The organism is Gramella sp. AN32, from assembly GCF_023718305.1.
In the GTDB taxonomy this organism is placed as follows: domain Bacteria; phylum Bacteroidota; class Bacteroidia; order Flavobacteriales; family Flavobacteriaceae; genus Christiangramia; species Christiangramia antarctica.
In genome coordinates this window covers 21,553-45,018 of record NZ_QEYO01000001.1, presented here as the reverse complement: position 1 = coordinate 45,018, position 23,466 = coordinate 21,553, and the positions used below count along the sequence as shown (strand labels likewise).

At 35.5% G+C, this 23,466-nt stretch carries 20 protein-coding genes and 1 tRNA gene; 9 read left to right on the top strand and 12 right to left on the bottom strand.

What is annotated here, in order from left to right:
- The first annotated feature begins 14 nt into the window (after nt 1-14).
- Both DHD80_RS00230 and DHD80_RS00225 read left to right on the top strand, forming a co-directional pair.
- The gene (locus DHD80_RS00230) at nt 15-473 is read left to right on the top strand and encodes a hypothetical protein (RefSeq protein ID WP_251738869.1); all 459 of its coding nucleotides are present in this window, start codon (nt 15-17) and stop codon (nt 471-473) included.
- 8 nt (nt 474-481) lie between these two features.
- A complete protein-coding gene (locus DHD80_RS00225; RefSeq protein ID WP_251738868.1) occupies nt 482-1,282 on the top strand; it encodes an alginate export family protein in 801 nt (266 codons plus the stop codon).
- Nucleotides 1,283-1,406: 124 nt separating this feature from the next.
- On the opposite strand, the gene scpA is transcribed toward DHD80_RS00225, so the two are convergent.
- Genes scpA through udk form a run of 4 tightly spaced genes read right to left on the bottom strand, consistent with a single transcriptional unit; the run spans nt 1,407 to nt 5,909 of the window.
- Nucleotides 1,407-3,527 carry a methylmalonyl-CoA mutase gene (scpA, locus tag DHD80_RS00220; protein WP_251738867.1) on the bottom strand — a complete coding sequence of 707 codons (2,121 nt, stop codon included), beginning with the start codon at nt 3,525-3,527 and terminating at the stop codon, nt 1,407-1,409.
- 26 nt (nt 3,528-3,553) lie between these two features.
- On the bottom strand, nt 3,554-4,936 hold the full coding sequence (locus tag DHD80_RS00215) for a methylmalonyl-CoA mutase subunit beta (RefSeq protein WP_251738866.1): 1,383 nt from the start codon (nt 4,934-4,936) through the stop codon (nt 3,554-3,556).
- Nucleotides 4,937-4,967: 31 nt separating this feature from the next.
- Nucleotides 4,968-5,282 carry a septum formation initiator family protein gene (locus DHD80_RS00210; protein WP_251738865.1) on the bottom strand — a complete coding sequence of 105 codons (315 nt, stop codon included), beginning with the start codon at nt 5,280-5,282 and terminating at the stop codon, nt 4,968-4,970.
- A gap of 18 nt (nt 5,283-5,300) precedes the next feature.
- A complete protein-coding gene (udk, locus tag DHD80_RS00205) occupies nt 5,301-5,909 on the bottom strand; it encodes a uridine kinase (RefSeq protein WP_251738864.1) in 609 nt (202 codons plus the stop codon).
- 119 nt (nt 5,910-6,028) lie between these two features.
- Between udk and DHD80_RS19975 the strand changes: the two genes are divergently transcribed.
- Complete coding sequence (locus tag DHD80_RS19975) at nt 6,029-7,198, top strand: glycosyltransferase family 4 protein (protein ID WP_251738863.1); 1,170 nt, start codon at nt 6,029-6,031, stop codon at nt 7,196-7,198.
- Here the strand turns inward: DHD80_RS19975 and DHD80_RS00195 are convergent.
- From DHD80_RS00195 to DHD80_RS00175, 5 genes are all read right to left on the bottom strand, one after another.
- The gene (locus tag DHD80_RS00195) at nt 7,170-8,105 is read right to left on the bottom strand and encodes a DUF1574 domain-containing protein (RefSeq protein WP_251738862.1); all 936 of its coding nucleotides are present in this window, start codon (nt 8,103-8,105) and stop codon (nt 7,170-7,172) included. The genes DHD80_RS19975 and DHD80_RS00195 overlap by 29 nt on opposite strands.
- 1 nt (nt 8,106) lies before the next feature.
- Nucleotides 8,107-9,303, bottom strand: a complete 1,197-nt coding sequence (locus tag DHD80_RS00190) for an MBOAT family O-acyltransferase (protein WP_251738861.1) — start codon at nt 9,301-9,303, stop codon at nt 8,107-8,109.
- 324 nt (nt 9,304-9,627) lie between these two features.
- Nucleotides 9,628-10,548, bottom strand: a complete 921-nt coding sequence (locus tag DHD80_RS00185; RefSeq protein WP_251738860.1) for a hypothetical protein — start codon at nt 10,546-10,548, stop codon at nt 9,628-9,630.
- A gap of 217 nt (nt 10,549-10,765) precedes the next feature.
- A complete protein-coding gene (locus DHD80_RS00180) occupies nt 10,766-11,233 on the bottom strand; it encodes a cytochrome c (RefSeq protein ID WP_251738859.1) in 468 nt (155 codons plus the stop codon).
- A gap of 1 nt (nt 11,234) precedes the next feature.
- Complete coding sequence (locus tag DHD80_RS00175; RefSeq protein ID WP_251738858.1) at nt 11,235-12,422, bottom strand: PQQ-dependent sugar dehydrogenase; 1,188 nt, start codon at nt 12,420-12,422, stop codon at nt 11,235-11,237.
- 121 nt (nt 12,423-12,543) lie between these two features.
- Between DHD80_RS00175 and DHD80_RS00170 the strand changes: the two genes are divergently transcribed.
- The 3 genes from DHD80_RS00170 (at nt 12,544) to DHD80_RS00160 (ending at nt 15,222) form a co-directional block, all read left to right on the top strand.
- Nucleotides 12,544-12,618, top strand: a tRNA-Pro gene (locus tag DHD80_RS00170).
- Between the two features lie 217 nt (nt 12,619-12,835).
- Complete coding sequence (locus DHD80_RS00165) at nt 12,836-14,077, top strand: site-specific integrase (protein WP_251738857.1); 1,242 nt, start codon at nt 12,836-12,838, stop codon at nt 14,075-14,077.
- A gap of 284 nt (nt 14,078-14,361) precedes the next feature.
- Nucleotides 14,362-15,222 carry a hypothetical protein gene (locus DHD80_RS00160; RefSeq protein ID WP_251738856.1) on the top strand — a complete coding sequence of 287 codons (861 nt, stop codon included), beginning with the start codon at nt 14,362-14,364 and terminating at the stop codon, nt 15,220-15,222.
- Nucleotides 15,223-17,266: 2,044 nt separating this feature from the next.
- Here the strand turns inward: DHD80_RS00160 and DHD80_RS00155 are convergent.
- From DHD80_RS00155 to DHD80_RS00145, 3 genes are read right to left on the bottom strand one after another with little or no spacing between them, the layout of a single operon-like run.
- Nucleotides 17,267-17,611 (bottom strand): helix-turn-helix transcriptional regulator, encoded by a 345-nt coding sequence (locus DHD80_RS00155; RefSeq protein ID WP_251738855.1) that lies wholly within the window; start codon nt 17,609-17,611, stop codon nt 17,267-17,269.
- A 20-nt stretch (nt 17,612-17,631) separates the two neighbouring features.
- Nucleotides 17,632-17,982 (bottom strand): helix-turn-helix transcriptional regulator, encoded by a 351-nt coding sequence (locus tag DHD80_RS00150; protein ID WP_251738854.1) that lies wholly within the window; start codon nt 17,980-17,982, stop codon nt 17,632-17,634.
- A gap of 33 nt (nt 17,983-18,015) precedes the next feature.
- On the bottom strand, nt 18,016-18,375 hold the full coding sequence (locus tag DHD80_RS00145; RefSeq protein ID WP_251738853.1) for a helix-turn-helix transcriptional regulator: 360 nt from the start codon (nt 18,373-18,375) through the stop codon (nt 18,016-18,018).
- Nucleotides 18,376-18,515: 140 nt separating this feature from the next.
- Between DHD80_RS00145 and DHD80_RS00140 the strand changes: the two genes are divergently transcribed.
- The 3 genes from DHD80_RS00140 to DHD80_RS00130 all read left to right on the top strand — a co-directional run bounded on the left by DHD80_RS00140 (nt 18,516) and on the right by DHD80_RS00130 (nt 23,457).
- Nucleotides 18,516-18,923, top strand: a complete 408-nt coding sequence (locus DHD80_RS00140) for a helix-turn-helix transcriptional regulator (protein WP_251738852.1) — start codon at nt 18,516-18,518, stop codon at nt 18,921-18,923.
- Nucleotides 18,924-19,005: 82 nt separating this feature from the next.
- Nucleotides 19,006-20,433, top strand: a complete 1,428-nt coding sequence (locus DHD80_RS00135) for an RNA-binding domain-containing protein (protein WP_251738851.1) — start codon at nt 19,006-19,008, stop codon at nt 20,431-20,433.
- A gap of 42 nt (nt 20,434-20,475) precedes the next feature.
- The gene (locus DHD80_RS00130; RefSeq protein ID WP_251738850.1) at nt 20,476-23,457 is read left to right on the top strand and encodes a DEAD/DEAH box helicase; all 2,982 of its coding nucleotides are present in this window, start codon (nt 20,476-20,478) and stop codon (nt 23,455-23,457) included.
- Nucleotides 23,458-23,466: the final 9 nt, after the last annotated feature.

Genomic DNA, 23,466 nt, shown 5'->3' with positions numbered 1-23,466 from the left:
TAAGAATTTAATTTATGAAAAATATTTATCCTGTTTTGTTTTTCTTTCTTGGTGGTCTGTTGAGCGCTCAGGAATTCACTATTTCAGCTGAACTGAGGCCGCGTTTTGAATACCGGCACGGGTATAAAAGCCTGTTCCCTGATGAGGCCGATGCCGCCGCCTTTGTCTCCCAGCGCAGTCGCCTGAATGTGGCATATAATACTGAAAATTTCGAATTTTATACTTCTTTGCAGAATATTAGGGTATGGGGGAACGTAGCCACCCTGGCAGCAGCCGATATTAACGGCATCAGCTTACATGAAGCCTGGGGGAAGTATTATCTTTCCCCGCAGTTTTCCTTTAAAATAGGAAGGCAGGAAATTACCTATGATGACGAACGTATGTTTGGAGTTGAACTGGGCCCAGACCGCCAGAAGACACGACGCGTTGCTTGCCAGCTTTACCAGCGGGGAGTGCATAGGCTGGATGTGTAGGGCTGGCATTGAATGCTGAAGATGAAAGCCTGGTGGAAGTTCCTTATGAGGTGAACAATTATAAAAATTTCCAGTATGCCTGGTATCATGGCGATTTTGGCAAATTTCGCCTGAGCCTGCTCCTGCTTAAGCTGGGGATGGCTTACGATAATGGATTGGAACAGGAAATCGCTTATAACCAAACCCTTGGAAGCTACCTGGCTTTTACTGAAAACCGTGTAAAGGCTACCGCGGCCCTTTATTACCAAACAGGTAAAATCGCCAGCAGGGACCTTTCTGCCTGGTATGCTGCGGCCGAACTAAATATTGGCCTTAGTGAAGAAGTTGCCGCTGGTATTGGGGCAGAATACCTTTCCGGGACCGATATGGACAGTCTCGATACCGATTTGAATTCCTTTACACTCTGGTTTGGCACGAACCATAAATTTAACGGGTGGATGGATTATTTCTACGTAGGAAATCATTCAAATTCAGTGGGATTGATTGATGTTTTTGCCCAGCTTTCCTATAAAAAGGAAAAATTTAATGCCACCCTGAAACCCCATTTATTCTGGTCTGCCGCCAATATTATAAATACAACAGGTGATGTGGAAGATAAATACCTGGGCGCCGAAGTGGATTTCTCCCTGGGGTACCAACTTATAAAGGAGATAGGCTTAAGCGCGGGCTATTCCCACATGTTTGCTGCCAGCAGTATGGAAATTCTAAAACAAGGCAATGCCGAAAATACCAATAACTGGGCCTGGGTAATGCTAACGATCAAACCCACGCTTTTTTCTTCGGAAAAAAAGCAGGGCAACCAATTGTAGCCGCCATAAAAGGGAGGAATATTGCACCTGCAAAATTCTGATAACCCGCAAGGGCTTGCTTAGGGTTTTTATTGCCCTATGAAAATTTCAGCCCAAGAAAATCCTATAATTTAAAACCCCGGATTTAGTCGAGCAGGATCTCGAGCAACTGTATCGCTGCCTCACTTATTTTAGTTCCCGGTCCAAATACGGCAACCGCACCGGCATCAAAAAGATACTGATAATCCTGCGAAGGAATAACCCCTCCTACGATCACCATAATATCTTCCCGACCGTGTTTTTTCAATTCTTCAATTACCTGTGGGACCAGGGTTTTATGTCCTGCGGCCAGCGAGGATACTCCCAGAATATGTACATCATTTTCTACGGCCTGCTGTGCAGCTTCCGCGGGAGTTTGAAAAAGCGGACCAATATCCACATCAAATCCAAGATCTGCATAAGCCGTAGCTACAACTTTTGCTCCGCGATCATGACCATCCTGACCCATTTTTGCGACCATAATTCGTGGTCTTCTCCCATCCTGCTCCGCAAATTGATCAGCCATTTCCCGGGCTTTATTAAATGATGTATCGTCTTTCATTTCTTTTGAATATACTCCGCTAAAAGATTGAATTTTTGCCTTATATCTTCCGAATTCTTTTTCCAACGCAATACTTATTTCACCTAATGTCGCCCTTTCCCGAGCTGCAATTACGGCTAATTCCAATAAATTGCCTTTTCCGGTTTTTGCTGAATTTGTAAGATTTATTAATGCAGCCTCTACCTTTTTAGAATCACGGGAAGATTTTATATTTTCAAGCCTGTTTATTTGTTGTTTTCGAACGCTTTGATTGTCTACTTCCAAAGTAACCAATTCATCTTCACGTTCCAGCCTGTATTTATTTACCCCAACAATAATATCAGTTCCACTATCAATTCTGGCTTGTTTTCTGGCAGAAGCTTCCTCAATGCGCATTTTGGGGATGCCGGCCTCAATGGCCTTGGTCATTCCGCCCAGTTCTTCAACTTCTTCGATTAATTTCCAGGCTTTTTGGGCGATTTCATCGGTCAAACTTTCCACATAATAGCTTCCTGCCCAGGGATCAACAGTTTTGGTGATATTTGTTTCCTTTTGAAGATATAATTGCGTATTTCTGGCAATTCTTGCTGAGAAGTCAGTTGGTAAAGCAATCGCTTCGTCTAAAGCATTCGTATGCAAGCTTTGCGTTCCTCCGAAAACTGCAGCAGCAGCTTCAATACAGGTCCTGGCGACATTGTTAAAAGGATCCTGTTCCGTTAAACTCCATCCACTGGTTTGGGAATGCGTTCTTAGACTTAAAGATTTCGGATTCTTCGGGTTGAACTGCTTGACCAGTTTTGCCCACAGCATCCTGGCAGCCCGCATTTTAGCTATTTCCATAAAATGGTTCATTCCAATAGCCCAAAAAAAAGATAATCTGGGCGCAAAACTGTCGATATCCATTCCGGCGTCCAGTCCTTTTCTTATGTATTCTAAACCATCGGCCAACGTATAAGCCAATTCAATATCACAGGTTGCCCCGGCTTCCTGCATATGATAGCCCGAAATACTAATGCTATTGAATTTCGGCATGTTTTTAGACGAATATTCGAAAATATCAGAAATGATCTTCATGGATGGAGTAGGAGGGTAGATGTAGGTATTCCTTACCATAAACTCCTTCAAAATATCATTTTGAATAGTTCCTGAAAGCTTTTCCGGAGCAATCCCCTGTTCTTCCGCAGCAACGATATAAAATGCCAGAATGGGCAATACCGCACCATTCATGGTCATGGAAACCGACATCTTCTCCAGCGGAATCTGATCAAACAATATTTTCATGTCTTCCACAGAATCTATGGCAACTCCAGCTTTTCCCACATCACCTACAACCCGTTCATGATCACTATCGTAACCACGGTGCGTAGGGAGATCAAAGGCTACGGAAAGGCCCTTTTGGCCCGCAGCTAAATTCCTTCTATAAAAAGCATTGCTTTCTTCCGCAGTGGAAAATCCTGCATACTGGCGAATCGTCCAGGGCCGGCTTACATACATCGTGCTGTAAGGTCCACGAAGATAAGGTGGGATCCCGGCGGCAAAATTGAGATGTTCTATACTCTCAATGTCTTCTTTTTGATAGGCTCTCTTAAGATCGATCTTTTCAGGTGTTTCAAAAACCTGCCCATCTATTTTTGATGGATTGTGAAAATTATTTAGCTGAATATGTTGTAGATCCTTGCGGCCCATAATTTGATATTTTCAAAACAAACTAACTAAATTGATTTTTCAGATTCTAAACGTTCCTTTTCTATTTTTTCACCAAGTCGTTTTGGTAGAATCGACTCAATTAAAGTTTTCCTGGGATTCTGTTTTAGAAATGGAAAGAGTTCAATATCGTTAGACATCTCGTCCTCTTTGTTCGCAAACTTGTTGGTGCCAATCAGAATAATTTCACCATCGTCGAAACGTTCCTGCTCCAACTCAGCGCTTTCCCTTATTTTTTTCTGAACCGTACCTAATTTTAATTGCTTCAAAAATCCACCACCTTTTTCAATATCCTTAAAAATCTCTAATGCTTTTTGTGCAATTTGCTCTGTTAAAACTTCAATATAAAAGGTCCCTTCTGCAGGATTTTCAACTTTGTCTAAATAACTTTCATGCTTTAAAATCAATAATTGATTTCGCGCAATCCTGTCACCAAATTCATTGTTTTTATGGAAAATTGAATCGTATGGTGAATTTCTAACTTCATCAGCACCGCCCAAAATCGCGCTCATACTTTCAGTCGTGGTGCGAAGCATATTTACATTATAATCGTAAAGCGTTTTATTTCTTTGGGAAGGTTCTGCCAGAATAGAAATTTCCGCAGCGATTTTAAATTCTGAAATTATAGTCGAAAATAACCAGCGCAAAGCTCTTAATTTTGCAATTTCAAAGAAATAGTCAGAACCTATAGCTACCAAAAATTGAACTTTTTTGATGTTCACTTTTTCGGAAATTTCTGAAAAGTGGTTTAAATATTCCGTTAGGTGCGCCATAGCATAGGCGAGCTGTTGCGGAATATTGGCGCCCGCATTTTGATATAACCTGGTATCGATACTCATCACCGATTCAAAATTTGAAGAATTGAAAATAATTTTTTCAAATTCTGAATGATCGCTTTTAAGATTATTAAACCAATTTCCATCCCGGGAAAGATGACCAATAATATCAGTTTGAAGAAATACTTCGTAATTTTTATTCTGAAGAAATTCATTCAATTTTTGACAGTAATCCGCATTCATAAAATTAAGCTGAAGAAAGATTTTGGTGCCCTCAGGAATTTCAGAAATTAATTTGGGAACGTTTATGGATTCATCAGGAATAATTAGCCAGAGCGATTCTGCTCCTTTTTGCAATTTTTCAGAACATTTCCTGATAGCCGGTTTAACAGCATTTACATACACCTGTTCACAAATATTCCAGCCGGAATTTGCTGAATTGGAATAGGTCTTATTTAAATCGTCTTCGTTATAAAATGGTTTGATAGAAATACCATGAAGGGTAGGAGTGACCAGTTTTTTATTATAATCTTCTCCCTTGAGATCGACCTGTATTTTTTGTTTCCATTGCTTTGCAGAAACTTCCTGAAATTCCTGAAATAACAATTCTTTCATGCTAATAAATTTTGAAATTTCTATAAACAGGTTAGTTTACAGAATCATATTCGATAATGTAGATATCTTCATTATCCCTTTTCATATAATATTTCTGACGGGCAAATTTTTCTAATTCTACGGAATCGTGAAGGTTTTCTATGGTTGCCTTGTCTTTATTAATCTCTCCCTGATAGTAATTTTTGTTATCCTGAAGTTCATCAATCTCCTGGTTAAGTTCGTGATGAATAAACCAGGAATTGGTATCTAAAAAAAACATCCAACCTGCAAATACAAGGCTTATCAGCACATATTTATTGCTTATCACCTTAAACCAGCCTTTTTCCTTTAGGTCTTTGTACTTCATGGTTTTAAATATACAAAATTAGGACAAGCGGTCCTTAATGATTGTTTGAACGATATCAACAGCAACCGTATTGTGCCTGTTGGTGGGAATAATAATATCGGCAAATTCTTTGGTTGGCTCAATGAACTGTTGGTGCATAGGCTTTAAGGTAGTTTGGTATCTCCATAAAACCTCATCCAGATCCCGGCCGCGTTCCGCAATATCCCTTTTTAGCCTTCGAATGAGTCTTTCATCACTATCGGCATGCACATAGATTTTAATATCGAACAATTCCCGAATTTCGGGATGGGTGAGGATTAAAATCCCTTCTACAATCACCACTTTCCTTGGATGAATTTCTATAGTTTCATGGGTTCTATTGTGTTCAATGAAAGAATACACGGGTTGCTGGATGGTATCGCCGTTTTTTAAAGACCTAAGGTGACTGGCCATCAATTCAAAATCAATTGATTTTGGATGGTCAAAATTTATCTTTTTTCGTTCTTCAAAGTCAAGATGGGAAGTATCCTTGTAATAAGAATCCTGGGAAATAATATCTACTTCTTCATTTTTAAGTTCCTCGGTTATTTGATTTACCACGGTGGTTTTACCGCTACCTGTACCTCCAGCGATACCAATAATGAGCATAAACAGAAATTTGTGCAAAGTTAATTATTAGTTTTTAAAATTGAAGGAGAAGAAATTAAGGATATCTGGAAAAAAACTGGATTAAATCGATAATTTTGAATTGAAACAATATTTAAAAGGTGAAAATTTTATTTTATGCACATTCTTCCACTTTATATGGGGCGAACAGGTCTTTGATCGATTTGATTGTAGGGTTGAGGGAAATTGAGGAGAATTTTAAGGCATTATTGATATTACCTTCCGCCGGACCTATTGAAACTATATTGAAAGATTATAATATTGAATATCTAATAATTAGAAGTTACAACTGGTTCTATTATGATGAATTCATCTCAAAAATATGGAATAATACCTTGTTGAAACAAATCTGGATTGCAAAAAATAAAATTAAGAAACAGCTGGGGAATAAATTTCAGAAGAAGAAACATATAATCTTCGCCAAGCAGTTTCAGCCGGATCTTATCTATGTAAATTCTTCGTTATTGCCCATGGGACTTTATGTTGCCGGAGCTTTAGAGCTACCAGTAATTTGGCATCATAGGGAAACGGTGAATGATACTATTACTAATTTTCAATTAGAAAATATGGACAGTTTAAAATATTATCTGAATCGGGTAGAAACTAATATATATATATCCAGATTTTTAGAGAATTACTATTCAAAGTTCAGTGAAACTCAAAAATCCTTAGTGGTATATAATGGGCAGAAATGTGAAAATAGTGTTATAATCAGGGATAATTTTACCATTTTGAGATTTGGAATTGTAGGAAGGCTCAATAAACAAAAGAATCAGGTTGAGATTATAGAATTATTTCAATCCCTCTGTAAAGATGACCAGTGCATTATTGAATTACATTTATTTGGAGGTGGCTTTGAAGAAGTTGAGGACACTTTAGTTGATCCTACGAACTCGAAAATTGTTTTTCATGGATTTAAATCTGCGCAAGATATATATCAAAATTTAGATATTCTAATTGCCAATGCAAGGCACGAAGCCTTCGGGCGAACCTTACTTGAAGCAAACTTATCAGGAATTCCTGTTCTCGCTTTAAATAGTGGAGCATTTCCAGAAATTGTAGAAGAGTGCGTTAATGGCTGGATTTATGATAATCTTTCTGAGCTTAGAATAAAAATATTGGAATTAGCTAAAATGAAAGATAGGGACTATAAAGCCATATCTTTATCTAGTAAAAAATATGCAGCAGGTCGATTTTCAAGAGAAGAAATGTCAAGAAAAGTTTATCAGCGAATAGGTAGCATTATTTCAAAGAATAATGATCCAATATAAAATCATTTAATTCTTTAGTGGCTTTTTTTGCGCCATCAGGATTTAAATGGTTGGCGTTAAAGAAATATTTTGAGGTATATGATGGGTTTAGTTCTTCATTAAAAAATAAAATGGTGGGGTATTCATCCTGAATATTTTGAACGAGGCTGTCTCTAACACTTGTTATATGAACATCTTTTAGATTATTGTATCTATAATGATTGGGCGGACTATATAATAACACTTGGAAATTTTCTTCTGCACATAATTTTAAAAATTTGTTTAAGACTTTTAGATTGGGTTGCAATGCTTCCTTGTTATTAGCATTTTCAATAAATATATCTTTATCAAAAATTAAGCTATCATTATGGTTTATTGCCTGATAAGAACCAAAAAAATGGTTGGTATCAAATCCATAAGCATTTGGGGTTATTTCTTGTTTATCCAAATAAAAATTCTTGATCCTGCTCCACAAATATTGGGGATTTGAAGGATAGAGTTGGTAATCCCAAGGTTTAATATCTCTTTGAAAAGTATTTACATCATAAAAAATCAAATTTTGCTGATCGACAATTTTAGAGGTATACTCTTTATCTCTGTAAATCATATCATAAGGTAATTCCAGAACAATTAATTGTAGTGCTCGCAACTCCTTATAAAATTTTTTTAACAGAAGGTAATTTTCGGGAATTCTCTGGCTGGAATTGGAAAAGTTAATAGTGTAATAATCTAAAAATTCTGGATTAATAGCCCTCTCAGTTTGACTAGATCCTAAAACGGCAATTTTTATATTCGACTTATTATTATCTATAAATTCGGCTTTAACTTTCGTTTCCAGATCGATATTTCTTAATGTTATTTCTAGTCCCACCAAAACCATAATTATGGGTGTGGAAAAGATCAAACATGTCAAAAGAATCTTTTTCATATTAAAACTGGAAATATATAAAAGATTCCTGGGGTCCACCAAATTGGATTATAAAATAAATAAATAAGTAATATATAATCCATCGCGTCCATTTTGGTATCCGTTCTTCTAATTGGAAAAAAGGATAATCCTTTTCTCTAGTATAAATTTCCATAAAAATAAGTAAGGGGAGAAATAATATTTTTAGACCAATAATAGATTCGAAGTTTCCATCTGGAATTAAAGAAAAAATTCTCTGTAATATTATTAAGGCGGTAGAAGTATTTTGAGCTCTAAAAAATACTATGGAAATAATTAAGAATGAAAACGATAAAATTATAGAACTAAAATATCTTAGTCTTAATATTCCACGGGTGAATTTTTTAGAATTTTTATTTGATAAATTCTTTTCGTAAAATTGGTAACCAATCATATAAACGGCATGTATGAAACCAAATATGATAAAAGTCCAGGCGGCCCCATGCCATAGTCCTATTAATCCAAACGTTACAATTAAGGCAAGTCTCCTGTTTAAAATTGATTTTTTCCTGTTTTGTAGAAAAGGAATGTGCACATAATCACGAAACCATTGACTAAGAGTTATATTCCAACGTCTCCAAAAATCTGGAATGCTTGTGGCAAAATGCGGAAGTTTAAAATTCATATGCAACTTGAATCCAAATAATTTGGCAGATCCCAGGGCAATATCAGCATAACCTGAAAAATCACAATAAATCTGGAAATAAAACAAGATCAGTCCATAGGTTAATTCCATACTTTGGTACTCTATGGGATCATCAAAAAAAGCATTAACAGCAAGCGCGAGATTGTCAGCAACGACCATTTTTTTAAATAAACCCCATAATATTTGGCGTAAACCTTCTTTGGCGTCGCAATATTTGAATTGTCGATTTTTAAAAAATTGCGGAAGTAGAAAAGATGCTCGTTCAATGGGTCCCGCCACTAACTGGGGGAAGAAACTTACAAAGCAAAGAAATTCTAGCAGTTTTTTGGTTGGCTGGAGTTTATTTTTATAAACATCTATGGTATAACTAATAGTTTGAAAAGTATAAAAGCTTAAACCTACAGGTAAAATTATATTGAAGGACCTTACTGCAAATGCGTTGTGCTGTAAATTGAACAGAGTTATAAAATTATCTGTAAAGAAGTTGAAATATTTAAAAGAAAAAAGTATACCGAGATTCCAAGTGATGCTCATCCATAAAATGAGTTTTTTTCTCTCAGGTATTTTACTTTTGAAAATTGCAATTCCAGCTAAATAATCAATTATAGAACTAAGAAATATTAGTATTAAAAATCTATAATCCCATAACCCGTAAAAGAAGTAACTGGCAGCCAGCAAAAAGATATTTTGCAACTTTCTTTGGCGACTACCTATTAACCAATAGCAAACGAAAACAATGGGCAAAAAAATCGCGAATTCGTAGGAATTAAAGAGCAACTAATAGAAGTTTAGATGTGAATTCAAAAATAAAAAAACCCGGGAAATTTCCCGGGTTTTAAAAATTATAATGTGGTAGAATTATTTTCTCTTATTACAATCTCCTCCCTCACCAACGGCATCATCAGTAATAATAGAAATAGTAGATCGTCCAAATAAAGTAGATCTGTAAATTCCTGTACCGTAATATGATGAACAAGTTACACCAGTTGCATCTGCGGCATATTCATGGAATAATAAACTGGTATTAGGATTATCTAAACTACGAAACCTGATAGGACCAGAATTACCATTTAAATCTGGTTGAGCAAAAATTTCGCAAGTTATAAGATTTCCAAAAATACCTGGATCACAACTACCTTGCAACGCTGTTCCTTCATACACTCTACTATTCAACACATATTGCATAGTGATAGGACCCTCGTTTCCACCTTGTAACATAAAATTAAATGTTTGGATAGCTCCAGGTGCACCTAATTCTGGGTGTGGTACTGCATCATCATCAGAAAGAGCACATCCAGTTTCACAAGTATAAGTACCAGTTTTAGTAGTTACAGCAGCTTTTGAAGTTTCTTTTAAAATTATAGCGTCACCTTTGTCCCCCATATAGGTAATATTGCTTATTGCAGGATTAGATCCGTCCTTCTCAACTGTAAAATCGAATTTAAAACCTGATTCGTCAAAAGAAATAGCATCTACTGATTGTCCTTTAGACACATTCGCAGAAGACCTCACTACAGATTTAGAGGCATCAGGAAAAGAAAATTCTACAGAGGGATCACTCTTACCATTTAAAGTAATATAAATCGTTGCTCTGTTTTGTCCATCAAGAGTAGTAAATAAACCTTTATAAATACCAAGGTTGGAATTATCATAAGCCCCTTTGGCTAATTGTTCTTCGAAATTAACTTCTTGGTCAGAAGCTAAATCCATACTGTCGTTTTCTGTAGAGCAGGAAAATAAGACTGCACTGCAAAATAATAGAGTAAATAATTTTTTCATAGGTAAAAGATTAAGTTGTTTTACTAAAATCAGTGCAATATAATACAATTATTTACACACTAACGTTAGTATTAATTGATTTTCGTAAATTATCGTTTTAATAATTTTATGCTAAAGTAAACTTTATGACAGTACAGACTATTAAAATTTTCTAAAAAATACCGGATTAACGTGAAATTAGCAAAAGATAAAGCTAATACGTTAATTACTAGAAACTTTAACGCTTTTCATCGACTTTAGCGACCTCTTCAGCGGTTACTATATCATCTATCTTATTGCTCCAGGAGTTCATTACATAATTTAAAGCATCTGCAACTTCCTGGTCGTTCAATCCCATCGGGGTCATCACATTGTTATAGGTCTCTCCATTCACTTCAATCTCTCCCTGCATTCCATATTTAACCCCGCGTATGCTTTCCTCTCTTTTTTCAGTGAGCCAGTTAGATCCGTCCAGTGGTGGGTAAGTTCCTGCAATGCCCTTTCCAGTTGGTAAGTGACAAGTTACACATAAATCAGAATAAATAGCTTTTCCTCTTTGAATACTTGCAGTTAATGGAGATGCCTCACTAGACTTTTCCGATGACGGGATTACATAAGAATCTTCTTCCTCATCTGTGGAATCTTTTTTATTATCCTTACAGGCGCAAATCGCCAATAAACCTAATACGAATACTATTTTTTTCATTTTATTTATTTGTTAATTTTACTATTCCTTTGCCTTCTACGGCGATATAAATCTCACCATCCGGTCCTTGTTGCACATCCCTTACTCTGCCAACCTTTTCAATTAATTTTTCGCGTTTTGTGATTACTTTACTTTCGAGTGTTAGACTTTCTAAATACTGAAATTTTAAAGAGCCAACCAATAGATGACCCTTAAGTTCAGGAAATTTTTCAGATGTGACGTATTCAAATCCGCTAGGAGCTATGGAGGGAAGCCAATAAAAGATTGGATTTTCCATTCCCGGTTCGACCCTGTCTTCAGTAATAGTAGTGCCGTCATAGTTCTTGCCATAAGTCACTACCGGCCAGCCATAATTTGCACCTGGTTTCACGATATTAATTTCATCACCACCTTGAGGCCCATGCTCGTGCACCCAAATTTGACCGGTTCCAGGATTCACAATCATTCCCTGTGGATTCCTATGGCCATAGGAATAAATTGCTGTTTTAGCATTAGGATCATTTATAAAAGGATTATCGTCAGGAATAGTTCCATCTGCATTCAACCTATATACTTTTCCGTTATCTCTGGTAATATCCTGGGGGTTTTCATCTCTGTTTCCCCTTTCTCCGGCCGTAAAATATAAATATCCATCTTTATCAAAAACAATTCGGGATCCAAAATGTTGACCTTTAGTAGTGTTTGGGGAGGCTTTATAAAGTACTTCCTTATTTATAAGTTTGTTATCTTCCAGTTTGGCTCTCATAATTGCGGTATTCCCTCCATCACCTTCACCTTCTTCCGAAGAATAAGAAAAGTAGATCCAGCCATTGTTTGTATAATCTGGATGAATTTTAACGTCTAATAAACCTCCCTGACCTCGGTTATAAACTTCCGGGCCTCCGGAAATTTTTAATTTCGATCCATTTTTAAAAAGAATGATATCTCCTTTCTTTTCAGTAATGATTATACTGCCATCTGGTAAAAAATCGAAGCCCCAGGGAATATCCAATCCATCTACAACTATTTGGTATCCATATTTATCTGAAGCTACTGCTTCAATAGGGTCTGGAGATTGCTGATTAATTTCATTATCAATTTCCTGTTCAGTTTCAGGATTAACTTCAACAATTGCCTTATTATTCTCCTTAGACTCTTCACCACAGGCTATTAAAAATCCAAAAATTCCTATTACTACTATTTTTTTCATTTTTTCTTACAGCATTAAGAAATCTAAGATATAAAAAAATCAAAGTTTAGATGGTAACCTGTCAATAATTATTATATTTGCCGCCCGTTCAGCATACATTTAGTAAATGAAACCTGAATTTCGGGGTGTAGCGTAGCCCGGTCATCGCGCCTGCTTTGGGAGCAGGAGGTCGCAGGTTCGAATCCTGCCACCCCGACGAACCTTATCGAAATAAGGACTAAAACACTGTTAATCTATTGATTTTCAGTGTTTTTTGTTTTTAACAATATCATCTGATATCATATGAATTCATCCATTTCAGTGAATGATTCGGTGAATACATTCTTCCCACTAATTCATTACCTTAGAAGAACATTACGGTTGATTTGACTTTCGTCTTTACAAAACTATTGTATCATTTAAAGACGCTTAATATGCCTGATTTTACTACATTCTCCGTGCTTTTCTTTACCAGAAAACTGAACCGGAATTCAAATGAATTATCCATTTACGCCAGGATTACCGTAAATGGAAAATGCTCTGAAATGAGTCTTAAAAGAAAGACTTCAGTGAATGAATGGGATAATTCCAAAGGAAGACTTAAAGGAACTACCCCCCGAATTAAAAAACTGAACAGCTATCTGGACCAAGTGTATTCTCAATTATTGGATACCCAGAAGAAGCTTTTGGATAAAGATAATCTTATTACCGCTGCAAAAATTAAAGCCTCTTATTCGGGCTTGGATGAAGATCATAAGACCATTAAAGACATCGTAACCTATCATAATGATAAAATGACAGATGTTCTTAAATGGGGAACGCTTAAAAACTACCGTACCACTGCAAACTATATAGAAGAGTTTTTAAAGAAGAAAAAGAAAACTGATAACATTTATCTGAAACATATTAATTACCAGTTCATCACGGAGTTTGAAATGTTTCTCAGGGGCTACCGTCCGAAGAAAGCTCGAAAGACCTGTGGAACTAACGGCACCATGAAACACCTGGAGCGGCTAAAGAAATTACTAAATCTGGCCATAAAATTAGAATGGCTGGAGAAAAATCCCTTTAAGAGCTATAGTTTTAAGTTTGAAAAGAATGATCGGCAATTTTTAACCGAGAGAGAACTGCATATTTTAGAAGGCACGGTATTTACCAGTACTTCCCTTGAACGAATAAAGGATATGTTTTTATTCTCCTGCTATTCCGGCTTAACTTATATAGAGCTTAAAGAACTTACCACAGATAACCTTGTAAAAGGTATGGATGGAAAGGACTGGATTTATACCAAACGAGAAAAAACACAACAGTCCGTAAAAATTCCACTACTCAATCCTGCGAAGGAAGTTATTGAAAAATATAAAGAGCAGCGATTAAATGAAACCAGAAAAGTTTTTCCGGTAATCTCTAACCAGAAGACCAATAAATACCTGAAAGAAGTTATGCAATCGATTGGGATCAGAAAGAAAATCACCTTTCACTCTGCCAGACATACTTTTGCTACGGTAGTAACTCTTTCTAACGGTGTTCCCATAGAAACTGTTTCAAAACTATTAGGCCACACCAAACTATCCACTACACTAATTTATGCTAGAGTATTAGAAAATAAGTTAAGCTCAGATGTCAGCAAATTAGATCAAATAATAGGAGCAAAAAGAAAAATTAATAATAATTAAATCAGTTTTTAGGAAATGGTAGCAGAACGCACCCTTTTTCCCGTATACCTTGTTAATAGTGAGGTTTCAAAATTTCTATTCCAGAAGGTCCGAATAGTAACCTAAACTAAATTTAATTAATTCGTCTTCCTTTTTAAAAATATAAAAAAATTTCAATTGTCCTTTATTAAGTTCAGATTTTTTTTACTACTAGTGATTATGTAAATATTTACAATTTTTATGCTTTTCCGTAATCCACTTTACGCTATATACTTTAAATTTAGGGTAAACTAAAATTAAATGTCATGAGAAATTTTAAATTTTATTTGTTTTATTTACTTACTATGCTGTTAATTAGCTCTTGTTCTGTAGATGGAGAAAAAAAATCTAGTACTTCCTCATCTGAGGAGGAAATATTTGTACTGGAAAGTAAAACTTCACTTGGTGATGGAATATTTCTACCTCAAGGCACCGAATGGTATTACGTGGATAAAGAACATTCGGCTGTGGAATTTAAATTGCCTAAAGGTTATAGCTTTTTAGTGCAAAATTCAGAATCAGGTAAATATTCCTTATCTCAAAATCCAGAAGGTGGTTATTCCTGTAGTTGCTCTGGTGAAAATAGTTGTAAGACATTTTACAATAAGGATGTTGGATATGGTTGCTTACAGAGTACTTGCACAGGGTCTTGTACAGGTACTCCTACAACAAACAATAATGAAATAATAGAAGGTGTGTTGATTGAAAAGTACGCTAATCTTCAAGGAACAAAATCCAAATTTGAAAAAGCATATCTCTCACCAAACGGAAAGAGCGGTTTTTTTCAAGTAGCATCCATTCAAAATGAAATAGCTAGAAATATGAAAATGGCTTTTGAAAGTTCCGGTCAACCAGATTTTTCATTGATAGATTTAGGTGATTTTGATAAACATAAATTAGTGCTGGCAGATGTTCAATTGTATGGTTTTCATTTTGGTATACCATTACCTGATGACGGTAGTTTAGACCAAAGCTTCAGTAATATTTCGTATACAAAAAATCCCGAAGCACCTACCCAATGCTCCTGTGATACTGAAGGACAAACTGGTTGCGAACTACAAAAAGATTGCTTCCTCGGACAATGTGCTTATCATTGCGATGGTTGTAGCACATGTACAATGAGTTAAAAGTATAATGAATTGGGAAATATGTTGAATTATATGTTTCCCTTTTCATTTTAGAGGTTCTTTTCTTATTAATTACATTTAAATATCAAATTCCCTAATGGAATTAAATATAACACCATTAATCGGTCTCTTTTTGTTCAACGTTGTTTGGAAATAACCTTGAACCTTTCTTTTCTAAATATAACTGAAGTTTTTGAATATTGAGAAACTTGTTTTATGTTAAACAGTACCTTATTTTTCTTACGTTACCGAATCTACGGAGCGGCATATCTAAAGTCTTAGTCAAAAAATTTTGTTAGATCCTTCATTTCCATGTTATTTTTTTGATATAGTATTTTAATTTCGCTGAAAGAATTTATAATACTTCAACCTTATTCATCTTTTTTTCCGGCATTGCATGTCCGCATTTATTTCCTCAAAATGTTAAGGTTAATTTAAGGGGAAGAGCAAGAGGGTAACACGCTGCGCGATGTTACGGTTTATTTCCCCTTAGTTTTTTATTCATTTGATTTCGTTTGGTTTCAAGAAATATAATTTTACAATAGCCGTCTAAACCTTTTCACGGAAAAAGCTTCACAAGCCGTATTAACTGGTGAATTTTTCACGGAAAAATGTCCTTTTTGAAAGTGAAATCTTACAATGGTTCATCTCTTAAATATTTTCTGTTTTGAATAAGAAACATCAGGGATAATACGGCTGCAAAACTTTTAAATTTAAGTCCGCCTGTTATTTTTTGAATTAACTATTTACTATACAAAGAGATCAGCAATTAATTTAATTATAAAAATATGTTCTCTGGCTATTCCCAGTAGGAAGTAAATGATAAAAGGAAAGTTTTACAAATACCATTTCCATGTAATGTTTAGGTGAAAAAGGGAATAGCAAGAGGATAACGGGCAAAGCCACGTTACAAACTATATTCCCTACATTTTACTTTTATTTGGGAGGAAATATTAAAGAACTATATGAAATAAAAATATCCACTCTGATACTTTTACTAAAAAAACTCCCCAGCCCAGTAAAATCCGTAACTTATTTAGTAAAAAACACTAATTTTGAGCGTAGTTTCTTGCGCTAAAGACTTTTCAATTTTTCCATAATTTACTAGATATCTATCACTAATTTCCCGGTATAACTCATTCACCACATTTCCTTTCTCTTCGCATTTGCTTCGTTCAAGAAAAAGAGGTTCACTTAAAAGGTCTTGGACACAAGTCAAAACAGTACATGATCCATTCTATAAAATCTAAGTAATTAACTTTATTGACTTAAGTCCGCTTGTTCCATTTCCATAACTAACCTTTGGCTATAAAAGAACGATCATTCATTCAATATTTTTCTTCATCTTTTATAGCCTTACCTTTTGATGCAGAAGAAACAGGATTTGAAATTAACGGCCTGCATAAAGCCGCCCTGCTTTTTATAAGGCCTATCTAATTTCAAACCCTGAAAGTGAAATTGCAACAAAAGGTAATGTAAACAGCTCTGAAAGAAGTAAATGGAATCGGGACGAATTATTTTCAATCTGAACGGAATGCCACGTGAAATTCAAAACAAAAGGAAAATACACCAGGTAAAAAAAGTAAATTTTTATAGTAGGTAGGGAGGTTGATTTTCAGTTGGTTCATAAGACCCCTCTTTTAAGACTCTTTGCGAAAATTAAGTTTAAAGATTGACGAGTATATCATTTCTCAAAACGCTAAAAAAAGGAAGGGAAGCAAGATGTGTCAAGTATTTTTTTGTAAGTTAGAATATTCATTTTCAAATCCCTACCGGAAAATGATAATGAGGGAAGAACAGGTAACAGCGTAATTCCCTCTATTTACTCTATTCTACGGTTGTAATTTAAACTATCCAAACACTTCATAGTATTAGTTCGGTAGATATGGGGCTATAAGCCTGCTACTATTCAAGATTCTGTTTTCGCCATAAACATCTCTTTTTTCATTGCGACCATCGGGAGTAATCAAGATTGTGCCCACAGGCACACATCTTGCATTACTTTCAATTCTGAAGCACCAATATTGAAATTGGAACAAATCCTTTATGGTTGGACCTTCTTTTCTGACCTTAACATTTTTTCATAGAACAAACATAAGTCTTTGGTTTCTTTACTCATATGGTTATTTTCATTGTCAGTTTCTACCTCTATTTTGCTAATAGGTGTCATCATATTTAATAGTACTATTTCTGGATCAAAACTTTTTAATCCTTCAGGAGTGATGTCCAATATAATGGCAATCTTCCGTATGGTAGTTTCATCAATACAGGTGCGTTGCTCAATTTTACTTACGGCTTGTTTGCTAATTCCACCTAATGATTTACCTAATACAGCCTGGGACAGCCCCCGCAATTTTCTAATCCTTTCAATCTTGTGCCCAATACGCATAGTCCTTCTTTCAAAAATTTTTAATTAATGGCTTTCCTAAATTTTTCTTTTTCACAGGCTAACAATCGCTTGTAAAGCTCAATGATTTTCGCTTCTAAATTCATCGCAATATCTTCTTGTTCGGAAAGGGGAAAAACCTGTTTATCTGGATTATTGATTACCTTGAACATTTTTGCCCTATCAAAATTCTTGATGAAAGATGCTGTGACCTCCAAGGCTTCGGCAATATTGATTAAAAGGTTCTCGTTTATTTCATTGCGTTTTTCAAGTGCGGATATTGACGTTTGATTTAAACCCAAAGTCCTAGCTAGAGCATCTTGCTTAAAGCCCTTTAGTATTCTGATTATCGCAATGTTATTTCCAATACTCATTATATGATTTTCATTTTTGACATCTTTGAATTGCTATAGCTTTATTTTATTCCTTTCCAATAAATTTTTCAATAGTTCAAGAATGTGTTTCTGGGTTTCTAACAGTTCTTTTTGCAATATGGTATCTTTTTTCTCGGGATTGCTCTGGACAACATCGATGGGTTCGGTTGGATTGGATAACTTATTATTTAATTCCTTGTACTGCAAAATAATTAAGGGGTCGCATTCCATTATTTCAGCTATTTCCACCAGTCGCTTTAAGGTAATATCAGTAATGTTGTTCTCTATATTACAGTACGCGCGTGTAGATATTTCTAAGCAACTTGCCATATAGCTTCTTTTATAATTTCTTTCTCTTTCCCGTATTTCCTGTATGTTATCCCCTATTTTCATAATCAGGGTATTTTGATTTACTATGTAAATAAATAACCGGAAATCCTTTTAGCGAACCAATATGAATTGTATCCTACCAAAAATGGATTGTTTTTTACAAAGCCGGGAGTGAAATAAAAAGATTGATTATATTTGATATTATGACAACAGCTACCAAACCCAACCATATAGGCAGAAAGATTGCCCGCATTCGTGAACTTCGGGGAATGAAACAGGAAACCCTCGCCGAAGAATTAGGCATTAGCCAACAAAGCGTTTCCCATTTGGAGCAAAGCGAAACTTTAGATGACGAGAGAATTGAAAAAATAGCAAAGGTTCTAGGTGTTTCTAAGGAAGCTATTGGGAATTTCTCAGAGGAAGCAATTTTAAACATTATTGGTAATACATATACTGTTGATAATTCCTCAGCCGTGAATTATGGGTGTACAATTAATCCATTAGAAAAACTTCTTGAATCTTATGAGGAAAATAAAAAGCTTTATGAGCGTCTTGTTCAGGCTGAAAAGGATAAAGTTTTATATCTCGAAGAGCTTTTGAAGAAAAAATAATTTTAGATTTTCATAATTGAAAAGCCTTGTCGATATTTTTCGATGAGGCTTTTATCTTTACCGTATAAGAAACAACCATATAATGACTTCGGAAAGAATAAAGGAAATATTACAAAAAGGTGAGAGTACTGACGTAGAATTCAAAACGGCAGAATTTGAGTTGAACAAGGATGTTTTTGAATCTATTTGTGCTTTTCTTAATAGAAAAGGAGGCCATTTATTGTTGGGAGTTAAGGATGATGGCACGGTACAGGGAATAATTGAGGATTGTGTGCAGGATATCAATAATAATATTGTAACGATGGCTAACAATCCCCAAAAGCTTAATCCACCCTTCTACTTATCACCCCAGGTCATCGATTATGGAAATAAAAAAATAATCTATGTGTTTGTACCCGAAAGCTCCCAGGTACATAGTAGCAACGGGAAAATTTTTGACCGAAATGAGGATGGGGATTTTAATATTACAGGACAAACGGAACGGGTAACGCAACTCTATCTCCGAAAACAAAGTATTTATTCCGAGAACAAAATTTACCCCTATTTAAATTTATCTGATTTCAAACAAGATCTTTTTACTCGTGTGCGTACCCTTGCAAGAAACCAGAGGGCAAATCACCCTTGGCTGGATATGGATAATGAAGAAATGATGCGTTCAGCTGGATTATTTAAACACGATCACCAGACCGGTAAAAATGGATATACTTTAGCAGCTGTACTATTGTTTGGAAAAGACGAGGTTATTCAAAGTGTCTTGCCGCATCATAAAACGGATGCTATTTTACGAGTAGAAAACATAGATCGTTATGACGATCGTGATGATATACGAACTAACCTGGTTGAAAGTTATGATAGGCTTATGGATTTTATAAGAAAACATCTGCCTGACAAGTTTTATCAAGAGGGTGAACAGCGTATAAGTTTACGTGACCACATTTTTCGGGAGATTGTTGGGAACCTTCTAATTCATAGGGAATATGCCAATGCATTTCCCGCTAAACTTGTTATTGAAAAGGAAAAAGTAATTACAGAAAACTGGAATCGACCACATGATGGGGGTTTAATTGATCCCGCTAACTTTTCTCCCTATCCTAAAAATCCTGTAATAGCAAAGTTCTTTAAAGAAATAGGCCGTGTAGATGAATTGGGCTCGGGGGTACGGAACACCTTTAAATATTGTAGTATTTATACTCCCGGTACGAATCCTGAATTTGTTGAAGATGATATTTTCAAAGCGGTTATACCATTGCAAGCAAAGGAAGATGAAAAAGTTGTAACGCCAAATAATTGGGAAGAAGTTCGGAAGAAGTTCGGAGAAAGGTTCGGAGAAAGTTCGGAGAAAATATTAGAATTAATTTTTAATGATCAATATATATCAGCTTCTGCAATGGCTGAAGTTATTGGCATCACAGAAAGAGCCGTTGAAAAACAAATCGCCAAATTAAAAGAAAAAGATGTAATTAAGAGGGTTGGCCCTAACAAGGGAGGATATTGGAAGATAAATTTGTAATATAATCTACTTAAACAAAGCTTGTAAAGCAATATTTAGATAATGAAAATTAGCTTATTAAATTCTCTATTTAAAGCCCGACAAGACGCTTTTGCCATTCACTGGCAGAAAGGTAAAAAGAGCGGATACATGCCCGCCTATAGTTATGATCCCTATATGTACAGATTACATAAAATGAAAGGAGGCTCATTTAAAAACTATAAAGATAAAACCTACCTGCCATTAACTGATAATCAGATTCAAAAACACCTGAGAGGTGAACAATTATTAGGCATTTATCCATTGCTTAAGAATAATGCTTCCTGGTTTATTGCAGCTGATTTCGACAAAAAGAACTGGATAGGAGAATGCAGGAAATTCATTGAAATTTGTACTGAAAATAATATTCCCGCATACCTGGAACGATCCCGTTCAGGTAAAGGAGGCCACGTTTGGATATTCTTTGAACAACCTTACCCGGCTATTAAAAGTAGAAGAATTATAACCAATTTGTTGGAACAGGTTGGTTTGTTTTCCATCTTTGATAAAAGCTCCAGTTTTGACCGCTTATTTCCCAATCAGGATTTTCTCTCAGGTAAAGGCCTGGGTAACCTCATTGCGTTACCATTCCATAAACCTGCCCTTGAACAAGGCAATAGCTGTTTTGTTGATCTGTATACAGATGAGCTGAAACCCTATCATGATCAGGAGAAATTTTTATCCACTATACAGAAAGTATCTGTAAATCGTCTTGATAAATTATATCAGGCGCTAATGCCCATTTCTGAAAGTAACCCCAGTCGAGATACTTCAGGAAGACTTCAAATAAGTTTAAGCAATACTATTCGGTTAAACAGGGCAGAAATTGATACCGATTTAATAAATTTCCTAAAAGAAGAACTGAATTTTGCCAATTCTGAATACTTCATCAAAAAGAAATCTGGAAAAAACACCTGGGGGACACAACCTTATTTCAGTTGTATAGAAGGTACTCAAGACGAGGTAATTATGCCTAGGGGGTTTATTGGAAAACTACTCAGATATTGTAAAAAACAAAAGGTGGATTTTGAATTTTTGGACAACAGGAAGAAACAAGCCTCAGTAAAATTTTCTTGTGATTTAAACCTGCGTTCCCACCAAACGTTAGGGATCAAAGCAGCATCAAATAAAGATTTTGGGATTATTTCGGCTCCGCCCGGTTCGGGCAAAACGGTAATAGGCTTGAAAATTATTGCCAATAAAGAGCAACCAGCCCTCATCATTGTTCACAGAAAACAACTGTTGGAACAATGGATCGAGCGCATACAAAGCTTCCTGGGGATTCCTAAAAATGAAATTGGGAAAATAGGACAAGGAAAAGCAAAATTGGGTAAAAGCCTTACCGTTGCCATGATCCAAAGCCTGGGAAAGTATATTGAAAAACAGGAGTCAAAAGAATTCATCCAGTCTTTTGGTACTCTAATTATTGATGAGTGTCACCATATACCTGCGGAAACCTATAGAAATACTATTTCAAAACTTTCCCCATATTATCAATATGGGTTGACTGCCACTCCTTTCCGAAAAGGGAATGATGAAAAACTGCTGTTTATTTATTTGGGTGAAACAATTGCCGAAATCAAACCAAGTGATATAAAGAAATATAAGCGCCCACGGATTGTAATAAGGAACACCTCCCTGAATGTCCCCTATAACCCAAAAACAGATATTTTTGAAACCTTGTCAAAAATACTGGTACACGATTCTGCCAGAAATGAGTTGATTTTAAAAGATGTAGTTGTAGAATTGAAGCTTGGAAAAAGAGCCGTTATTATTACGGAGCGAAAGGAACATATAGATGCTTTAAATCAATTGCTTAAACAGTCTTTTGAATCTGTTACATTGAGCGGGGAAGATTCAGAAATTAGCCGCAAATCCAAATGGAAATTACTGAACGAAGGTAATTATCAGGTATTGATTACTACAGGACAGTTTTTCGGTGAGGGTACCGATCTTCAAAATGCTTCCTGCCTTTTCCTGGCCTATCCTTTTTCTTTCAAAGGCAAGCTTATTCAGTATATCGGGCGGGTACAACGCTCTGAAATCACTCCAATTATTTATGATTATAGGGATCATCAAATTGCTTATCTGGACCGCCTTTTTCTAAAAAGGAATAAACATTATAGGCACTTTGATAAACAAGCCACCTTATTTGATGAAGAAATAAGCTTAAAGGATTCCACCCGAAACGTAACGATCGATAGAAAAATTAAAGTGGCCATAGCTGATTTGGACTTTCGGTATGGAGCTGTTGCATTTAAATATGAGGTTCCGAAAATCAAAACAAACCTTGAATTCGAAGTTGAAAATGATGATTTGCGACCAGAGTTTGATGTGTTAAAGCCATACTTTTCAAAAGTATTGAAATCAAAGTTGATAGAAGTTGAAATATTTGCCGAGTATGAAGATGAGATGTTGGTAGCTCAATCTGCTAAATCTAATGATATAGAGAAAATCAACCAGGAGATTATTGAAAGTGTAAAATTTCGTTTTATTGAAAAAGGTATTCTTGGTAAAACTTATTCCTCTGAGGCTGAAGAAAAATTATTGGATTTAAAGCAATTACAGGAGAATCAAACCGATCAATCAATTTATGGTTCAGAAGAGAATCTATTAAATGATATTTTAAAGAATAGGGATGTAAAACACTTCTACCAATTAAGGTTTTTGGCCTCCAGGCATGAAAGTGAAATTATGAAACTTCGCTTTGTATTACACCCCTTTTCGTTTGTCTTTTTAATTGCGGGAAGCGAAGCTTATCATTTAATTTTGGAAACCTTGGATACTGAAGAGGCAACGTACATATGGCATTTGGACAAAAAATTAGAGGCCTTAAAAGATAATATAAATGCAGTTGATAAAGATTTAAACCTAATTAGAAACAAGGGCAGACAGGTTTTTTTAGAAACTTCTGTAGAAAATTTTAGCCGAATCATCCATGATTATTCTGATCAGCGTAAAGGTTTTATAGTGTGGAAAAGTGCTTTGGAGGAAAGGCTTATTTAATATGGGTTT

Excerpts from the sequence above, each read along its gene's own strand:
- DHD80_RS00195 (WP_251738862.1), bottom strand. The coding sequence starts at position 8,105 with ATGAAAAAGATTCTTTTGACATGTTTGATCTTTTCCACACCCATAATT.
- DHD80_RS00140 (WP_251738852.1), top strand. The coding sequence starts at position 18,516 with ATGACAACAGCTACCAAACCCAACCATATAGGCAGAAAGATTGCCCGC.
- DHD80_RS00210 (WP_251738865.1), bottom strand. The coding sequence starts at position 5,282 with ATGAAGTACAAAGACCTAAAGGAAAAAGGCTGGTTTAAGGTGATAAGC.
- DHD80_RS00165 (WP_251738857.1), top strand. The coding sequence starts at position 12,836 with ATGCCTGATTTTACTACATTCTCCGTGCTTTTCTTTACCAGAAAACTG.
- DHD80_RS00190 (WP_251738861.1), bottom strand. The coding sequence starts at position 9,303 with ATGAGCATCACTTGGAATCTCGGTATACTTTTTTCTTTTAAATATTTC.
- DHD80_RS00215 (WP_251738866.1), bottom strand. The coding sequence starts at position 4,936 with ATGAAAGAATTGTTATTTCAGGAATTTCAGGAAGTTTCTGCAAAGCAA.
- DHD80_RS00160 (WP_251738856.1), top strand. The coding sequence starts at position 14,362 with ATGAGAAATTTTAAATTTTATTTGTTTTATTTACTTACTATGCTGTTA.
- udk (WP_251738864.1), bottom strand. The coding sequence starts at position 5,909 with ATGCTCATTATTGGTATCGCTGGAGGTACAGGTAGCGGTAAAACCACC.
- scpA (WP_251738867.1), bottom strand. The coding sequence starts at position 3,527 with ATGGGCCGCAAGGATCTACAACATATTCAGCTAAATAATTTTCACAAT.
- DHD80_RS00135 (WP_251738851.1), top strand. The coding sequence starts at position 19,006 with ATGACTTCGGAAAGAATAAAGGAAATATTACAAAAAGGTGAGAGTACT.
- DHD80_RS00185 (WP_251738860.1), bottom strand. The coding sequence starts at position 10,548 with ATGAAAAAATTATTTACTCTATTATTTTGCAGTGCAGTCTTATTTTCC.
- DHD80_RS00180 (WP_251738859.1), bottom strand. The coding sequence starts at position 11,233 with ATGAAAAAAATAGTATTCGTATTAGGTTTATTGGCGATTTGCGCCTGT.
- DHD80_RS00155 (WP_251738855.1), bottom strand. The coding sequence starts at position 17,611 with ATGCGTATTGGGCACAAGATTGAAAGGATTAGAAAATTGCGGGGGCTG.
- DHD80_RS00230 (WP_251738869.1), top strand. The coding sequence starts at position 15 with ATGAAAAATATTTATCCTGTTTTGTTTTTCTTTCTTGGTGGTCTGTTG.
- DHD80_RS00130 (WP_251738850.1), top strand. The coding sequence starts at position 20,476 with ATGAAAATTAGCTTATTAAATTCTCTATTTAAAGCCCGACAAGACGCT.
- DHD80_RS00150 (WP_251738854.1), bottom strand. The coding sequence starts at position 17,982 with ATGAGTATTGGAAATAACATTGCGATAATCAGAATACTAAAGGGCTTT.
- DHD80_RS00175 (WP_251738858.1), bottom strand. The coding sequence starts at position 12,422 with ATGAAAAAAATAGTAGTAATAGGAATTTTTGGATTTTTAATAGCCTGT.
- DHD80_RS00145 (WP_251738853.1), bottom strand. The coding sequence starts at position 18,375 with ATGAAAATAGGGGATAACATACAGGAAATACGGGAAAGAGAAAGAAAT.